Genomic DNA, 16,523 nt, shown 5'->3' with positions numbered 1-16,523 from the left:
CATTGGACCGTCAAATCCTTGGCCAGTGTTCCGGCTCTGCCCTTTTGATTTTTGGCACGGAACGATCCCGGTGTGCACATTCGTGTCGCCCAAGCTTCTAGACGGAAAACGATGAACAAAAAATTTGGTATGATTCTCGCCCTTTTCGGGGCGATGGCCTTCTATGGCTCAAATTCAGCACTCAGCAGCCCGGCAGAGCCGAACAGTATCGCTGATTACATCAAGTTGAAGCGTGAACGGGAAGCCCAGGCAAAGGCCAAGGCAGCTCCGGCCGCAAAAATCACCCAGTCGAAGGAAGAGGGTAAACGCGTCGTCGCCAAGGCGCCGGCAACGAAAAAGGCAGCTGCCAAGCAGCAGCGCGTCAGCAAGAAATCCGCCTCGCACAAGCGCCCGGTCGTTCAGGCCAAGGCCCGCATCAAGACCACTGTCGTCAACGAGACCATTGCCAGCGTCGATACGATGACGACGGGGAGCATCGCGTCTGCCGGCGCTTCGGCGATCGGCGGGACCAAGTATTCGACGATCATCAATTCCTACGCCGCCTCCTATGGCGTACCGGTCGCGCTTGCCAATGCCGTCATTCGCGTTGAAAGCAACTACCAGCCGAACATGACGGGCAGCGCCGGCGAAATCGGTCTGATGCAGATCAAGTATGAGACGGCCCGCGGCCTCGGCTATACCGGCACGCGCCAGGCGCTCTACAACCCGGAGGAAAATATCCGCTGGGGCATGAAATATCTTGCCGGCGCCCATAAGCTTGGCAACGGCACCACGTGCGGTACGATCCTGCGCTACAATGCCGGTCATGGCGCGACGCGCATGAACCCGGTTTCGGCCAATTACTGCGCCAAGGTGAAGCTGGAGATGGCATCCAACTAGGCTTTGGGTGTAATCACCGCATGATTTGAAAGGCCGGGCCGGACGCCCGGCCTTTTTTCGTTTGCGTTTTTCGCGCGAAACGCCTTTATACGCGTCGCCAGCTGGCCGGGCAGCCGCGCATGTCAAAAGCCGAAAGGCGGCATGTGAGGAAAGTCCGGGCTCCAGGGAAACACGGTGCCGGATAACGTCCGGCGGGGGCGACCCCAGGGAAAGTGCCACAGAAAGGAAACCGCCCCGCCTGTATTTCGGCTGCGACCGCGCAACGCTGGTCCGAGCCCAAATACTGGCGGGGTAAGGGTGAAAGGGTGGGGTAAGAGCCCACCGCGCAACTGGTAACAGGGGCGGCATGGCAAACCCCACCGGGAGCAAAACCGAATAGGGACGGCGTGCCGGGCGCAAGCCTGGCGATCAGTTTCCGGGTCAGTCGTCCGGGTGGGTTGCAAGAGGCGGGCGGCAACGTCCGTCCAAGATGAATGGCTGCCGCGTCGGGCGCGAGCCCGGCCATACAGAACCCGGCTTACAGGCCAGCTGGCACTTCAATTTCCATGGGATGATCGATCATTGTGAAGCCGCTTGGCGAGCGGCTTCACAGTGGTGCGAACGCGTGAATGTGGCCTTTCCTAACGCTTCATTAAGCTTAATGAGCGATAAATTTCAGAATCGCCGGTCGTGCGCCGAATTGACGGCTCATTCCCTATCCGTGTCCGCTGGTCCCATTGACGCCCATAGTGCCCCATGATACCGATTGACTTCATCAGTAGCGTTCATTCGACACGGTGTCCCCCGCATTACGAACACGCATGCCAGGGCTGGCCATGGGCTGACCATGCCGATGCCTTGTCCGAACCATCGGAAGTTAGAACCATTGGCACCCCGAGAAATGCGGACGGGGCGGAAACGGCGGTGTTACGTCTTGAACCGGTTCCTCGGAAATATAACGAACAAGATCGACGCCAAGGGGCGGGTCTCGGTGCCGGCGCACTTCCGTTCGATTATCCAGAAGGCGGGTCACGCGGAGCTCTACGCGCTGCGTTCTCTGCATCTGCCTGCCCTCGATGTGGGCGGGCCGGAGCTTTTGAGCCGGTTCGACAAGCGTTTGGAGAACGAGGATCCTTTCGCGGAGACGGCGGACGACATGTCCTTTTACCTGCACGCCGACGGCGGCTTTCTGAAGCTCGACGGGGAGGGGCGGATTACGATCACGGATTTCATCCGGGAGCATACGGGAGTCTCGTCGGATGTGACCTTTGCGGGCGCCAACACCCACTTTCAGATGTGGCATCCGGATCGTTTCGAAGCGCATCGGACAACGGTGCGGGAACGCCTCGCGGAAAAGCGTCAACTCGAGACACTGAACGGGGGCAGTCGATGACGGCATCCGACGACCGGCACATTCCCGTCCTGCTCGAGGAAGTCATCACGGCGTTGCAGCCGCAGCCGGGCGACTTGATCATCGACGGCACGTTCGGCGCGGGCGGCTATACGCGCCGCATTCTCGAAACAGGCGCGTCGGTTACGGCAATCGATCGCGATCCCTCCGCGATCGAGGCAGGCCGCGCCATGGAGAAGGAATTTGCCGGGCGTCTCACGCTTGTCCAGGGCACGTTCTCGACGCTCGATCAGGTTGCCTTGCTGGCCGGCGCGCCCGATGGTGTCGTTCTCGATATCGGCGTCTCCTCCATGCAGATCGACGAAGCGGAGCGCGGTTTTTCCTTCCAGAAGGACGGGCCGCTCGACATGCGCATGTCAAGTTCCGGACCAAGCGCCGCCGATGTCGTCAATCGTCTGAAAGCGGGCGACCTTGCGCGCATCTTCAATTTCCTTGGCGAGGAGCGCCATGCCGGACGTATTGCGCGCATGATCGAAAAGCGCCGCGCGAGCGAGCCGTTCATCCGCACCCGCGATCTCGCCAATGCGATCGAAGCGCTGGTCGGGCGCAATCCGAAGGTGCCGATCCATCCGGCGACGCGCGTGTTCCAGGCGCTGCGCATCTTCGTCAATGACGAGCTGGGCGAGCTCGTGCGCGCGCTCCACGCGGCCGAAAGAGTGCTGAAGCCGAGCGGGCGACTTGTCGTTGTCACGTTTCATTCGCTGGAAGACCGTATCGTCAAGCGATTCTTCGCCGATCGTTCGGCAAGTGGCGGCGGATCGAGGCATCTGCCGCAGGTCGAACAGCGGCTGGCAAGCTTCACGCCGATCGGCAAGGGCATTGTTGCGCCGAGTGAGGCTGAGGCCGAGCGCAATCCGCGCGCCCGGTCCGCAAAGCTGCGTGGCGGAGTCCGCACAACCAATCCACCGCTTGCCGAGGACCATTCCATTTACGGCCTGCCCAACCTGCCCGCATTCCAAGATAAGGCGAGGAACTGATCCGTGCTGCGCACCTTCGATATCATATTGATAGGACTGATGATCGCGGCGGCCGCCGTGACCTACAAGATAAAGCATGATGCGGAAAAGCAGATGGCGCAGGTCAGCAAGCTCGAACGCATGATTGCCGACGAGCGCGATACGATCGACCTGCTCAAGGCCGACTGGAGCCTGCTCACCCAGCCCAATCGCCTGCAGAAGCTGGTGGAGACCTTCCAGGGCCAGCTCGACCTGCAGCAGATGGAAGCGCAGCAGATCGTCAACATCGACGAGCTGCCGCAGCCAAAGCCGGCATCGGACGGGCTTGATGATGTCGCGAACATCATCACCGAGGCGAATGCGGGCAATACGATAAAGACGGACGCGACGCTGACCGGCAGCGTCAAGAAAAGCAGCGCAGCCGTTCCAGGCGCAAAGCCGAAGGGGCATTGATGATGGCAGCGCTGTGGATCAAACGGAAAAAGAACCTTCTCGAAACGGGCGCTTCGCCGGCCTTCGCGCTTGACGCGAAAAAGAAGAAATCCGGCAATCGTGCACGCAATCGCGTCGTCATGGCCATTGCCGGTTTCATGGGCATATACGGCATTATCAGCGGCCGCCTGATCTATTACGGCATGCAGGAAGATACGACCGGTTATAATGGACCGACTGGCGCCGTGCTTGCCTCGCGTCCCGATATTCTCGACCGCAATGGCGAGGTGCTGGCGACCGACATCAAGACCGCGTCCCTCTACGCCGAGCCGCGCAAGATCATCGATCCCGACGAGGCGATCGAACTTCTATCGACCGTGCTGCCGGATTTGAACTTCGAGCAGACCTATAACCGTCTGAAGAGCAATGCGGGCTTCGCCTGGCTGAAGCGCGGTTTGACGCCGCAGCAGAAGAGCCAGATCATGGCGCTCGGCATCCCCGGCATTGGCTTCAGGACCGAGAAATCACGCTTCTACCCGGGCGGGCCGACCGCGTCGCATATTCTCGGCCTCGTCAATATCGACAATCAGGGCATTGCCGGTATGGAGAAATACATCGATGAGCAGGGTCTTTCGGACCTGCGCGATGTCGGCCTTGCGGACAGCCGTTCGCTCGAGCCGGTAAAGCTGTCGATCGATCTTCGCGTCCAGCACGTCGTCCGCGATGTCGTCGTCAATGCGATGCAGCGCTACCGCGCCATTGCCGCGGGCGCCGTCGTCCTTAATGTTCATACGGGCGAAGTCCTGGCGATGGCCTCTGCTCCGGATTTCGATCCGAACAATCCGTTCAACGCGCTCGACAAGGACAGGCTCAACCGCATGTCCGCCGGCACGTTCGAAATGGGCTCGACGATCAAAAGCTTCACGACCGCCATGGCGCTCGATTCCGGCAAGGTCAATATCAACAGCACCTTCGACGCCAGCCGCCCGATCACGATCGGCCACCAGACCATTCGCGACTTTCACGGCAAGCATCGCGTGCTGACCCTGCCTGAAGTCTTCATCTACTCGTCGAACATCGGTTCGGCAAAGGAAGCCGACGTCGTCGGCATCGAGGGTCACAGGGCGTTTCTGCATCGTCTCGGTCTTCTCGACCGCATGCAGACCGAGTTGCCCGAAGTAGCGCGCCCGATGGAACCGAAAGTCTGGAAGAAGGTTCACTCGATCACCATCGCGTTCGGTCACGGCATGGCGACAACCCCGTTGCAGACGGCCGTCGGCGCCGCAGCCCTGATGAACGGCGGCAAATTGATAGAGCCGACTTTCCTGCCGCGCACGGAGGAGGAAGCCACCAAGGTTGCCAAGCAAGTGGTCAGCGAGAAGACGAGCGAGGACATGCGCTATCTCTATCGCCTGAACAGCGAGAAGGGCTCTGGCGGTTCAGGCGCGCGGGCGAACGTTCCGGGCTATCGCGTCGGCGGCAAAACCGGAACGGCTGAAAAAGTCGTCAACGGCCGCTATTCGAGCGATGTCAGGTTCAATGCGTTTGTGGCGGCGTTCCCGATCGACAAGCCTGAATATGTGGTGTTGACCATCATCGATGAGCCGAAGCCCGAAGAGGGCAAGGTTGCGGCAACTGCCGGCTTGAACGCGGCGCCGATGGTTGCGGACATTATTCGCCGTTCGGCATCGTTCCTCGGCGTCAAGCCGGATTTCAAGGAAGAGAACATGGCAGCGCCAACGATGGTGTCGTTCGATGAATAGCCACAGCTTCGCTCGCGAATGCCCCAGAAACGACTCAAAACGATGCGTTTTGCGAGCAGAATCGGTGATTCTTGACCTTATGAGATGAAAAGTTTTTGAAAATGGGTTCCACTGCGGCCATGCAACTTAAAGATCTGAACGGAATTCCTGAAATCGCTATCTCCGAACTCGGCGATAAGACGATAACCGGATTGACGTCGGATTCGCGCAAAGTGGAACGCGGTTTTCTGTTTGCCGCGCTGAAAGGCTCCAAAGCCGATGGCGCAACCTATGCGGCGGACGCGGCGTCGCGCGGGGCCGCGATCATTGTTACCTCCAAGGGTGCGAAGCTTGGCAAGATTGCCGTTCCGATCGTTTATGTCGACGATCCACGCCGCACGCTCGCGCTTGCTGCGGCAAGCTTTTACAAGCTTCAACCGGATGTGATGGTGGCGATCACCGGCACGAGCGGCAAGACGTCGGTCGCATCCTTCACCCGCCAGATCTGGGCGCAGGCGGGCTTTGCCTCCGCCAGCATCGGCACCACCGGTGTCGTATCGCCCAAGCGCGACGATTATGGTTCGCTGACGACGCCCGACCCGGTCGAACTCCACAAGCTGCTCAGCGAGCTCGTCGATGAGGGCGTTACCCATGCCGCCATGGAGGCATCCTCGCATGGTCTCGACCAGCGCCGCCTCGACGGCGTGCGTCTCTCGGCCGGCGCCTTCACCAATCTCGGCCGCGACCACATGGACTACCATGCGACGGTCGAGGAATATCACGCCGCCAAGCTGCGGCTCTTCACGGAACTGCTGCCGAAGGGTGCGCCGGCGGTCATTTTTGCCGATGACGCCTTTTCCAAGCCGACGATCGCTGCTGCCACTGACGCTGGCTGCAAGGTGCTCACCGTCGGCCGCAAAGGCGATTTCATCACCTTGAAACGCGTCGAGCACGAGCGCTTCCGCCAACACGTCGAGATGCACATCGCCGGGGAAATCTTCGAGATTACCCTGCCGCTCGCCGGCGACTTCCAGGTGGCGAACGGCCTTGTCGCGGCGGGCCTTGCTATTGCCACCGGCGTTCCGCCCGCAGCGGCCGTGCGCGGCCTCGAGCGCCTAAAGGGCGCGCCGGGGCGGCTCGACCTCGTCGGTGCGACAGAGGAGGGTGCGCCCGCCTATGTCGATTACGCCCACAAGCCTGACGCGTTGGAAAACGTCCTCGCGTCGGTGCGTCCGTTCACGACCGGCCGCGTCATCGTCGTCTTTGGCTGCGGCGGCGACCGCGACAAAGGCAAGCGCCCGATGATGGGCGAGATCGCGACGCGCCTCGCCGACGTGGTCATCGTCACCGACGACAATCCGCGTTCAGAAGTGCCCGCCACTATTCGCGCCGAAATACTTGCGGCAGCGCCGGGCGCCATAGAAATCGCCGACCGCCGCGAAGCGATCCGCCATGCGGTTTCGATGATGAAATCCGGCGACACGCTGATCGTGGCCGGCAAGGGCCATGAAGAAGGCCAGACAGTCGGCGATGTCGTTCTGCCGTTCTCCGATCATGCAGAAGTCGGCTCGGCGCTGAAAGACCGTCTGGCACGGGAGAGCGGCGCATGAGCCTGCTCTGGACCTCCGATGCCATGATCGAAGCGATGAACGGGCGGCCCGTCGGCAAGTTGCCAGAGGGCATCACCGGCATTTCCATCGATACCCGTACCCTGAAGCAGGGCGAGGCTTTCTTCGCCATCAAGGGTGACGCGCTCGACGGACACGATTTCGCCACCGCGGCGGTCGCTGCGGGCGCGGCGCTGCTTGTCGTTGCGGAAGCGAAACTGCCGGCGCTCGGCAAGTTGAAGGCGCCGATGATCGTCGTCGATGACGTGCTCGCGGCCATGACCCGGCTCGGCATTGCTTCACGCGCGCGCTCCAATGCGCAGATTATCGCGGTGACCGGTTCGGTTGGAAAGACTACGACCAAGGAAGCGCTGCGGCATGTGCTTGCCACCAGCGGGAAGGTTCATGCCTCGGCGGCGTCCTTCAACAACCACTGGGGTGTACCGCTGACGCTCGCCCGCATGCCGGCCGATACCGATTACGGTGTGTTCGAGATCGGCATGAACCATCCCGACGAAATCCGCCCGCTGGTCAAGATGGTGCGCCCGCACGTCGCGCTGATCACGCTCATTGCGGCGGCGCATCTCGGTCATTTCAAGAATCTTCAGGAGATCGCAGCCGCCAAGGCGGAGATTTTCGAAGGCGTCGTTCCCGGCGGCTACGCGCTTCTCAACCGAGACGACAAGCATTTCAAACTGCTCGAGAAAATGGCGAAGGATGCGGGCGTCGAGCACATCAAGACCTTTGGTGAGAACGCCCGGGCAGATTACAGACTGATCAAATTGAAACTCCTTGGCGATTGTTCCTGCATGACAGCGCGGCTCGCCGGCGAGGAAGCCGTGGTCAAGATCGGAGCGCCCGGCCGACATATTGTGCAGAACGTTCTTGGCGTCCTCGGCGCGGCGCATCTTGCCGGTGCAGACATGGCCCAGGCGACGCTTGCTCTTGCCTCTCTGCGCCCGGAAAGCGGGCGCGGCGCGCGCCATACGCTGGAAGTGGCAAAGGGTACATTCACGCTGATCGACGAGAGCTACAATGCCAACCCGGCCTCCATGCGCGCCGCGATCGAACTGCTTGCGGCGGCAACGCCGACCGGACGCGGGCGGCGCATCGCGGTGCTCGGCGACATGCTCGAACTCGGCAAGCAGGCGCCGAAACTTCATGCGGAACTCGCTTCAGTGATTGCCGACAACCATATCAACATGGTTTTTCTCGGCGGTCCTGAAATGGCGGCGCTCAAGGCGGCCATGCCGGTTGAATTTCATGCCGAATACAGGCAGAGCGTAGAGGAACTGCAACCGCAATTGCTGAAGACGATCCGGGCTGGTGACGTGATCATGATCAAGTCATCCAAGGGGACGGGATTCTCCCAGATCGTTAAAACGCTCTTGCAGAAATACAATTCCATCGAGCCTGCCGGTCCAGCCGAGTAAGCTGCGGGGATGGGGAAAGGGCTCTAGCCACATGCTTTATTATCTCGCCGGTCTGGCGGAACATATCCAGGCGCTGAACGTGTTCCGCTATATTACGTTTCGGACCGGCGGTGCGCTGATTACCTCGGCGCTCATCGTTTTTCTGTTCGGACCCCGCATTATCGACTCGCTGCGTATCAGACAGGGCCGCGGCCAGCCGATTCGCGCCGACGGCCCGCAGACGCACTTCAAGAAGGCCGGCACGCCAACCATGGGCGGCCTCATGATTATGACCGGGATTCTCCTGTCGTCGCTGCTCTGGGCCAACTGGTCGAATGTCTATGTGTGGATCGTTTTGCTCGTCGCGCTGTGCTTCGGCGCCATCGGCTTCTACGACGATTACCTCAAGGTCAGCAAACAATCGTTCAAGGGGTTTTCGGCCCGCGGGCGTCTCGGCATCGAGTTCCTGATCGCGGGCCTGGCCGGTCTCGGCATCATGTGGGCGGGACAGGAACCGTTTTCGTCGTCGCTAACCTTTCCCTTCGCCAAGCAGTTCATCATCAATCTCGGCATCTTCTTCATCCCGTTTGCTGCCTTTGTCATGGTCGGCGCGGGTAACGCCGTCAATTTCACCGATGGTCTCGATGGTCTTGCAACCGTCCCGGTGATGATCGCCGCAGCTTCCTTCGGCGTCATCGCGTACCTTTCCGGTAACGCGATTTTCGCCGACTATCTGCAAATTCACTTCGTGCCCGGCACCGGCGAGCTCGCCGTCGTCCTTGGCTCCGTCATCGGCGCGGGCCTTGGGTTCCTCTGGTTCAACGCGCCTCCCGCCGCCATCTTCATGGGCGACACCGGCTCGCTGGCGCTTGGCGGTCTCATCGGGGCTGTTGCCGTCGCAACCAAGCACGAGATCGTTCTTGCCATCATCGGCGGCGTCTTCGTCATGGAAGCCATGTCCGTGATCATCCAGGTGGCGTCGTTCAAGATGACCGGCAAGCGCGTTTTCTTGATGGCGCCGATCCACCATCATTTCGAAAAGAAGGGCTGGACCGAGAGCCAGGTCGTGATCCGCTTCTGGATCATCGCCGTCATTCTCGCGCTGATCGGCCTTTCGACGCTCAAGCTCCGGTAGGCCGCATGATCCCCGCCCATTCCATGAAGGACAAGACCATCGCGCTCTTCGGGCTCGGCGGGTCGGGCATTGCGACCGCGCAGGCGATCGCCGCGGGCGGAGCCAGAATTGTTGCATGGGACGACAACCCGGAAAGCGTCAGGAAGGCGCAAAGCGCCGGCATCGAAACCGGCGATCTTCGGAACGTCGACTGGAAGCAGTTTTCCTCCTTCGTCCTGTCGCCCGGCGTACCGCTGACACATCCGCGCCCGCACTGGAGCGTCGATCTTGCGAAAGCAGCCGGCGTTGAGATCATCGGCGACGTCGAGCTTTTCGTGCGCGAGCGCAATCGCGCCGGCAAGAAAAGCCCGTTTATCGCCATCACCGGCACCAACGGCAAGTCGACGACAACTGCCCTCATCGCCCATATCATCAAGGCTTCGGGCCGGGACGTACAACTTGGCGGCAACATCGGCACGGCGGTCATGACGCTGGAGCCGCCGGCGGATAATCGCTTCTATGTCGTCGAATGCTCGTCCTACCAGATCGACCTTGCGCCATCCCTCAATCCGACGGCAGGCATACTCCTCAATCTGACCCCGGATCACCTCGACCGGCACGGCACGATGCAGCACTACGCCGAGATCAAGGAACGTCTGGTGGCAGGAAGCGAAACGGCGATTGTCGGTGTCGATGACAGCTACTGCGCGGCGATAGCGGAGCGGCTGGAGCGGACCGGCAAGCATGTGATTCGCATCTCCAAGCGCATGCCCATCGAGAACGGCTATTTCGCCAAGGGCTCCGATCTCGTCCGCGCCAGGAACGGCGATGCGTCGGTAGTCGCCACTCTTGCCGGCATCGGTTCGCTCAGGGGCGAGCACAATGCGCAGAATGCGCTTGCCGCGCTTGCTGCCTGCCTCTCAGTCGGGCTGTCGATAGAAGAGATCAATGCGGGCCTGCGCACCTTCCCGGGTCTTGCGCACCGCATGGAGCAGGTGGCCAAGCTCGGCAATACCCTGTTCGTAAACGATTCCAAGGCCACCAATGCCGACGCGGCGGCGCCGGCACTGTCGTCGTTTCCACGCATCTACTGGATCGCCGGCGGCCTGCCCAAGGAGGGCGGCATTGCCTCGCTAGCGGGCTTCTTTCCGCGCATTGCCAAGGCCTATCTTATTGGAGAAGCCGCTCCGCAATTTGCCGCGACGCTCGGCGATGCAGCGCCCTTCGAGATTTCCGGCACGATCGCAGCTGCCGTCGAACATGCCGCTCGCGATGCCGCCAGCGACGGCTCCGGCGAACCTGTCGTGCTGCTTTCGCCGGCCTGCGCCAGCTTCGACCAGTTTCAGAACTTTGAAAAACGCGGCGAGGCATTTCGCTCCGCCGTCCTCGCGCTTGAGGGCGCATCACCAATTGGAGGCATAGATGGTTAGTCGTATTGACCGTGGTCCCGTCGCCGACTGGTGGTGGACAATAGACCGATTTCTGCTGGCGGCCTGCCTGGCGCTGATGGGCCTCGGGATTCTCTTGTCTTTTGCCGCAAGCCCCGCCGTTGCCGAACGCATCGGCCTTGAGAGCTTCTACTTCGTCAAGCACCAGTCGATGTTCATGGTGCCGGCAGTTGTCGTGATGTTCGCCGTGTCATTCATGGCGCCGCGCACCATCCGCCGCTTCGCCATCATCTTGCTCGGCGTTTCACTCGTCGCGATGGTAGGGGCGCTGTTGTTCGGCATCGAGGTCAAGGGCGCGCGGCGCTGGGTTTCGCTTGCCGGCGTTTCGATCCAGCCGTCGGAATTCATGAAGCCGGCGTTCGTCATCGTCTGTGCCTGGCTCTTCGCCGAGAACGAGCGCCACAAGGATATTCCCGGCAATCTCTTCTCCATGATGCTCTTCGGCGTGGTGGCCGCGCTTCTGGTGGCGCAGCCCGATCTTGGACAAACGATCCTTACGGCAGGCACCTGGGGCGCCATGTTCTTCATGGCAGGGGTCCCGTGGCTTTGGATCATCAGCCTCGGCGTGCTCGGCATGGTCGGGTTCTTCGGCGCCTATACGGTGTTTCCGCACGTCGCCGGTCGTATCGACCGATTTTTGACCGGTGAAGGCGACACGTTCCAGGTCGATGCTGGCCGCGAGGCGATCATACGCGGCGGCTGGTTCGGGCAGGGACCAGGTGAAGGCACGATCAAGCGCATCATCCCTGACAGCCATACGGACTTCATCTTCTCGGTGACAGCTGAAGAGTACGGCATTGCCTTGTGCCTGCTCATTGTGGCGATCTTCGCCTTCATCGTCATTCGCGGGCTGACGATTGCACTCAAGGAGCGGGACGACTTCACCCGCCTTGCAGTGTCAGGTCTCGTCATTCTCTTCGGCTTCCAGTCGATCATCAATATCTCCGTCAATCTCCACCTGATGCCGGCCAAGGGCATGACCCTGCCATTCATTTCCTATGGCGGCTCGTCGCTTATCTCGGTCGCCATATCCACAGGGCTGCTGCTTGCTCTGACGCGGCGCAGACCTGAAGCGCGGCGGTCGGCCACGCTCGGCAGCGCGAACATGCCTTCCATGGCCGGCGCACGCTGAGGGGTCATGGCAAAGGGGATTATCTTTCTTGCCGCCGGCGGAACCGGCGGTCATCTTTTCCCGGCTCAGGCGCTCGCACATGAGTTGATCGCCCGCGATTGGGAAGTTCATCTTGCCACGGACGACCGGGCGGAGCGGTTTACCGGTGCATTTCCGGCAAAAGCAATTCACGTCGTACGTTCGGCCACCATTGGCGGGCGCAATCCCTTTTCGCTCGCCAGGACTTTCTGGACCCTGTGGCAGGGCAATCTCGATTCACGCAAGCTGTTTCGGGCGATGAAGCCGAAGCTCGTCGCCGGCTTTGGCGGCTATCCAACGCTGCCGCCGCTCTATGCGGCAACGTCGCTGCAGATACCGACGCTCATTCACGAGCAGAATGCGGTCATGGGCCGCGCCAACAAGGCGCTTGCGGCGCGCGTGACCGCAATTGCCGGTGGCTTCCTGCCCGACAATGGCGGCCCATTCGCGCAGAAGACGGTGTTGACGGGCAATCCCGTGCGCCCCGAGGTTCTGGCCGAGGTCGGGAAAACCTATGAGCCAGCGCAGGTATCGGGGCCGTTCCGTTTCCTCGTCTTTGGCGGCAGTCAGGGCGCGCAATATTTCTCGGCGGCGGTCCCCGCGGCGATCGAACTGCTGTCGCGCGAGAACCGGGCGCGTCTGGTGGTGACGCAGCAAGCCCGCCCCGAAGACGAAGCGAAGGTTCGCGCCGCCTACGATGCGCTCGGCATCAGGGCGGAGGTCGCTCCCTTCTTCAAGGATATGCCCCACCGCATCGCCGAGGCGCATTTCGTCCTCTCGCGGTCGGGGGCGTCGACGGTTTCGGAGATCGCAGCCATTGGACGACCGGCCGTGCTCGTGCCGTTTCCGCATGCGCTCGACCATGACCAGGCGGCCAATGCCGCGGCGCTCGCGGCGGCCGGCGGCGCGGAAGTGATCAAGCAGTCGGAACTCTCGCCGGAACGCATCGCCTCGATCCTTGCCAATGCCATGAACGAGCCCGACCGGCTGGCAATGACCGCAGAGAAAGCCCGAAGCACCGGCAAGCCGGAGGCGACAAGGTTGCTTGCAGACCTCGCAGAGGCTATTGCAACCGGCCAAAGCGTCGAAAAATTCAAAAAAGGAGTGCGTCCATGAAGATGCCGCTCAACATAGGTCTCGTTCATTTCATCGGTATCGGCGGTATCGGCATGAGCGGCATTGCCGAGGTCCTGCATAATCTCGGCTACAAGGTGCAGGGATCGGACCAGTCCGACAGCGCCAATGTGCAGCGTCTGCGCGAGAAAGGCATCGAGGTCTTCGTCGGTCACGCGGCCGACAATCTCGGCGACGCAGAAGTGGTGGTCGTCTCGACGGCGATCCGAAAATCCAACCCGGAACTCGTCGCGGCGCGCGAAAAGCTGCTGCCCGTCGTTCGCCGCGCTGAAATGCTCGCCGAATTGATGCGTTTCCGTCAGGCGGTTGCCATTGGCGGCACACATGGCAAGACCACGACCACCTCGATGGTGGCAACGCTGCTCGACGCCGGCAATCTCGATCCGACTGTGATCAATGGCGGCATCATTAACGCCTACGGTACGAATGCACGCATGGGTGAGGGCGACTGGATGGTCGTCGAGGCGGACGAAAGCGACGGCACGTTTCTGAAGCTTCCCGCCGACATTGCAGTCGTGACCAATATCGATCCGGAGCATCTCGATCATTACGGGACCTTCGACCGCGTGCGGGAGGCTTTCCGCCAGTTCGTCGAGAACGTGCCGTTCTATGGCTTCGGCGTCATGTGCCTCGACCATCCGGAGGTGCAGTCCCTGGTCTCGCGCATCGAGGACCGCCGGGTCATCACCTATGGTGAAAATCCGCAGGCCGATGTGCGCTTCGTCAATCTTGCCGTCAATGGCGCAAGCTCTACATTCGATGTCCAGATCGCCAAGCGCAAGACCGGCGATACAACGGTGATCGAAGGTCTGCATCTGCCAATGCCCGGCCGGCACAATGTGTCGAACGCCACGGCTGCAATCGCCGTCGCCAATGAGCTTGGCATTTCGGCCGAGGACATCAAGAAGGGGCTCGCATCGTTCGGCGGCGTCAAGCGTCGGTTCACCCATACGGGCTCGTGGCAGGGCGTCGAGATTTTCGACGACTACGGCCATCACCCGGTCGAGATAAAGGCCGTGCTGCGGGCGGCGCGCGATTCCGCCAAGGGCAGGGTCATCGCCATCATGCAGCCGCATCGCTTTACCCGGCTCGCCAGCCTTTTTGACGACTTTGCCGCCTGCTTCAACGATGCCGATACGGTTATCGTGGCGCCGGTCTATACGGCGGGCGAGGATCCGATCGAGGGCGTCAATTCCGAAGCTCTGGTTTCGCGCATCCGCACCGCCGCTCACAGAGACGCGCGCTATATCAGCGGGCCCCAGGAAATCGCGCCCCTGATTGCCCAGATTGCCAAGCCTGACGATTTCGTCATTTTTCTCGGTGCCGGCAATATCACGCAATGGGCCTATGCCTTGCCAAAGGAACTGGCGGCGATCTAGATTTGGCGGTTGCGCCGCCAGCGGGATGTGCGGCGCTGTGAACCGTTGGAAGGATAATATGTACTCACTGGTTGACGGCGAGGCCCTGCTGAAGAAGCTGGGCGATCGATTTTCGAAGCTGCGTGGCCGCTTGACGCCCAATATGGGCATGGAGAAAGTCACCTGGTTTCGCGCGGGGGGGCCGGCCGAGGTCATGTTCCAGCCAGCGGATGAAGAAGATCTTGCCGAATTCTTGAAAGCAGTACCTGCTGAGTATCCTATCCTCACGGTCGGCATCGGTTCCAACCTTCTGGTGCGCGATGGCGGTATCCCTGGGTTCGTCGTTCGCCTCTCCGCCAAAGGGTTTGGCGAGGTCGAGCGGGTCGGTGACGTGCAACTGCGCGCAGGCGCAGCAACGCCGGACAAGCGCGTTGCTGCCGCAGCGCTTGAAGCCGGAATTGCCGGCTTTCATTTCTACCACGGCATCCCCGGCGGTATAGGTGGAGCCTTGCGCATGAATGCGGGTGCGAACGGCGTCGAAACGCGCGAACGCGTTGTCGAGGTGCGCGCGCTCGACCGCAAGGGCGAGCTTCATGTGCTTTCCAATGCCGACATGGGCTACGCCTACCGCCATTCGGGTGCGGCGAGCGATCTGATCTTCACCTCGGCGCTGTTCGAAGGCACGCCCGGCGACAGGGCTGAGATTCAGGCGGCGATGGACGCGGTTCAGCACCATCGCGAGACAGTCCAGCCGATACGCGAAAAAACCGGCGGCTCGACCTTCAAGAACCCGGAAGGGTCATCGGCCTGGAAGGAAATAGACAAGGCCGGCGGACGCGGATTGATGATCGGCGGCGCCCAGATGTCGCCCATGCACTGCAATTTCATGATCAACACCGGCACAGCGAGCGGACACGATCTCGAGACCCTGGGCGAGACGATCCGCGCCAATGTCCTGAAGAATTCCGGCATCCGTCTCCATTGGGAGATCAAGCGGTTGGGCCGGTTCCGTACCGGCCAGGATGTGCAGGAATTCATGGGGCAGTTGTTGTAGGACCGACGTTTTTTTAATTAGCTTTTACAATCCTTTGCCAAAAAATCAATTTTCAGTGGTACTTAAATATGGTACTAAATCTAAAGCGTCGCCATCGCGTGACCCTGCAGCAAATATTTGCGCGGCCGGCCAGCGGCTCCATTCGCTGGTCGGATGTCGAGGCTCTATTGCTGGGTTTGGGCGCTGAAATCACGGAGCGCGAAGGGTCGCGTATTGGCGTCTTTTTGTTCGGTGAAATCAGGGTATTCCACCGTCCGCATCCTTCACCGGATACCGACAAGGGCGCCATTGCAAGCATTCGAAAATGGTTGGAGAGCCACGGTATAAGGCCATGAAGAACGTTATCCAGATTGAAGGCCACAAGGCAGTCGTTTCCTACGACCCGGATATCGAGATGATCCGGGGCGAGTTTCTCGGTCTGTCCGGAGGGGCCGATTTCTATGCGGATAGTGTTGAAGGGTTGATGGAGGAAGGCCGCCGGTCGCTAAAGGTCTACCTCGATATGTGCGCGGAAAAGGGTATCGCCCCGTTCCGTGAGTACTCGGGACGTTTCAATGTCAGGCTCCCTGCGGAAATCCACGAGGCTGCCGTTTTGGCCGCGGCATCTGAAAACAAGAGCCTCAATGAGTGGGTGGCGGAAGCCATCGAAGCCGCCGCACGCGCTGCCTGAATACCCGCATTTTTTTACGCCGAATTTCATTGTTGAATCATTGAGGGCTTGTCAGCGAATCAACTCTCTGATTCTTTAGGGACAAGCGTTAACTGATTTGAGTCGGCTGCTTTTTTTGCCAGCCTTGGGTGTCTGCGGTCCCGGCCGCCGGACGTGCCCGGACTCATGTCTTTTTTC

General features: G+C 60.8%; 15 protein-coding genes and 1 other RNA gene. All 16 read left to right on the top strand.

Features of this window, described 5'->3' with window-relative positions; all coding sequences use genetic code 11:
• Positions 1-111 precede the first annotated feature (111 nt).
• Positions 112-879 (top strand): lytic transglycosylase domain-containing protein, encoded by a 768-nt coding sequence (locus tag BM074_RS23480; RefSeq protein WP_091922305.1) that lies wholly within the window; start codon positions 112-114, stop codon positions 877-879.
• Between the two features lie 97 nt (positions 880-976).
• Positions 977-1,415: RNase P RNA component class A (gene rnpB / locus BM074_RS12355), an RNA gene on the top strand.
• Between the two features lie 377 nt (positions 1,416-1,792).
• Positions 1,793-2,251 (top strand): division/cell wall cluster transcriptional repressor MraZ, encoded by a 459-nt coding sequence (gene mraZ, locus BM074_RS12350; RefSeq protein ID WP_091922303.1) that lies wholly within the window; start codon positions 1,793-1,795, stop codon positions 2,249-2,251.
• The gene (gene rsmH / locus BM074_RS12345; RefSeq protein ID WP_091922301.1) at positions 2,248-3,246 is read left to right on the top strand and encodes a 16S rRNA (cytosine(1402)-N(4))-methyltransferase RsmH; all 999 of its coding nucleotides are present in this window, start codon (positions 2,248-2,250) and stop codon (positions 3,244-3,246) included. The genes mraZ and rsmH overlap by 4 nt, the downstream gene beginning before the upstream one ends.
• A 3-nt stretch (positions 3,247-3,249) precedes the next feature.
• Positions 3,250-3,678: a cell division protein FtsL gene (locus BM074_RS12340; protein ID WP_027231910.1), complete on the top strand. Its 429-nt coding sequence runs from the start codon at positions 3,250-3,252 to the stop codon at positions 3,676-3,678.
• A 2-nt stretch (positions 3,679-3,680) separates the two neighbouring features.
• Positions 3,681-5,420, top strand: a complete 1,740-nt coding sequence (locus tag BM074_RS12335; protein WP_027231909.1) for a peptidoglycan D,D-transpeptidase FtsI family protein — start codon at positions 3,681-3,683, stop codon at positions 5,418-5,420.
• Between the two features lie 119 nt (positions 5,421-5,539).
• Positions 5,540-7,009 carry a UDP-N-acetylmuramoyl-L-alanyl-D-glutamate--2,6-diaminopimelate ligase gene (locus BM074_RS12330; RefSeq protein WP_027231908.1) on the top strand — a complete coding sequence of 490 codons (1,470 nt, stop codon included), beginning with the start codon at positions 5,540-5,542 and terminating at the stop codon, positions 7,007-7,009.
• Positions 7,006-8,439: a UDP-N-acetylmuramoylalanyl-D-glutamyl-2,6-diaminopimelate--D-alanyl-D-alanine ligase gene (locus tag BM074_RS12325; protein ID WP_091922299.1), complete on the top strand. Its 1,434-nt coding sequence runs from the start codon at positions 7,006-7,008 to the stop codon at positions 8,437-8,439. Before BM074_RS12330 ends, BM074_RS12325 begins: the two co-directional genes overlap by 4 nt.
• A gap of 31 nt (positions 8,440-8,470) precedes the next feature.
• Complete coding sequence (mraY, locus tag BM074_RS12320) at positions 8,471-9,553, top strand: phospho-N-acetylmuramoyl-pentapeptide-transferase (RefSeq protein ID WP_027231906.1); 1,083 nt, start codon at positions 8,471-8,473, stop codon at positions 9,551-9,553.
• Positions 9,554-9,558: 5 nt separating this feature from the next.
• Positions 9,559-10,962 carry a UDP-N-acetylmuramoyl-L-alanine--D-glutamate ligase gene (murD, locus tag BM074_RS12315; protein WP_091922298.1) on the top strand — a complete coding sequence of 468 codons (1,404 nt, stop codon included), beginning with the start codon at positions 9,559-9,561 and terminating at the stop codon, positions 10,960-10,962.
• Positions 10,955-12,112 carry a putative lipid II flippase FtsW gene (gene ftsW, locus BM074_RS12310; protein ID WP_091922296.1) on the top strand — a complete coding sequence of 386 codons (1,158 nt, stop codon included), beginning with the start codon at positions 10,955-10,957 and terminating at the stop codon, positions 12,110-12,112. The genes murD and ftsW overlap by 8 nt, the downstream gene beginning before the upstream one ends.
• A gap of 6 nt (positions 12,113-12,118) precedes the next feature.
• Positions 12,119-13,246: an undecaprenyldiphospho-muramoylpentapeptide beta-N-acetylglucosaminyltransferase gene (murG, locus tag BM074_RS12305; RefSeq protein WP_091922294.1), complete on the top strand. Its 1,128-nt coding sequence runs from the start codon at positions 12,119-12,121 to the stop codon at positions 13,244-13,246.
• A complete protein-coding gene (gene murC, locus BM074_RS12300; protein WP_091922292.1) occupies positions 13,243-14,643 on the top strand; it encodes a UDP-N-acetylmuramate--L-alanine ligase in 1,401 nt (466 codons plus the stop codon). Before murG ends, murC begins: the two co-directional genes overlap by 4 nt.
• Before the next feature lie 58 nt (positions 14,644-14,701).
• Complete coding sequence (gene murB, locus BM074_RS12295; protein ID WP_091922290.1) at positions 14,702-15,676, top strand: UDP-N-acetylmuramate dehydrogenase; 975 nt, start codon at positions 14,702-14,704, stop codon at positions 15,674-15,676.
• 68 nt (positions 15,677-15,744) lie between these two features.
• Complete coding sequence (locus BM074_RS12290; protein WP_091922288.1) at positions 15,745-16,011, top strand: type II toxin-antitoxin system HicA family toxin; 267 nt, start codon at positions 15,745-15,747, stop codon at positions 16,009-16,011.
• Positions 16,008-16,346, top strand: coding sequence for a type II toxin-antitoxin system HicB family antitoxin (locus BM074_RS12285; protein ID WP_027231899.1), 339 nt, complete (start codon positions 16,008-16,010; stop codon positions 16,344-16,346). The genes BM074_RS12290 and BM074_RS12285 overlap by 4 nt, the downstream gene beginning before the upstream one ends.
• Positions 16,347-16,523 lie beyond the last annotated feature (177 nt).

The sequence above is a fragment of the Phyllobacterium sp. CL33Tsu genome (genome assembly GCF_900113985.1).
GTDB classification, from domain to species: domain Bacteria; phylum Pseudomonadota; class Alphaproteobacteria; order Rhizobiales; family Rhizobiaceae; genus Phyllobacterium; species Phyllobacterium pellucidum.
The sequence above is the reverse complement of the archived record's forward strand: the minus strand, read 5'-3'. Positions and strand labels throughout refer to the sequence as shown.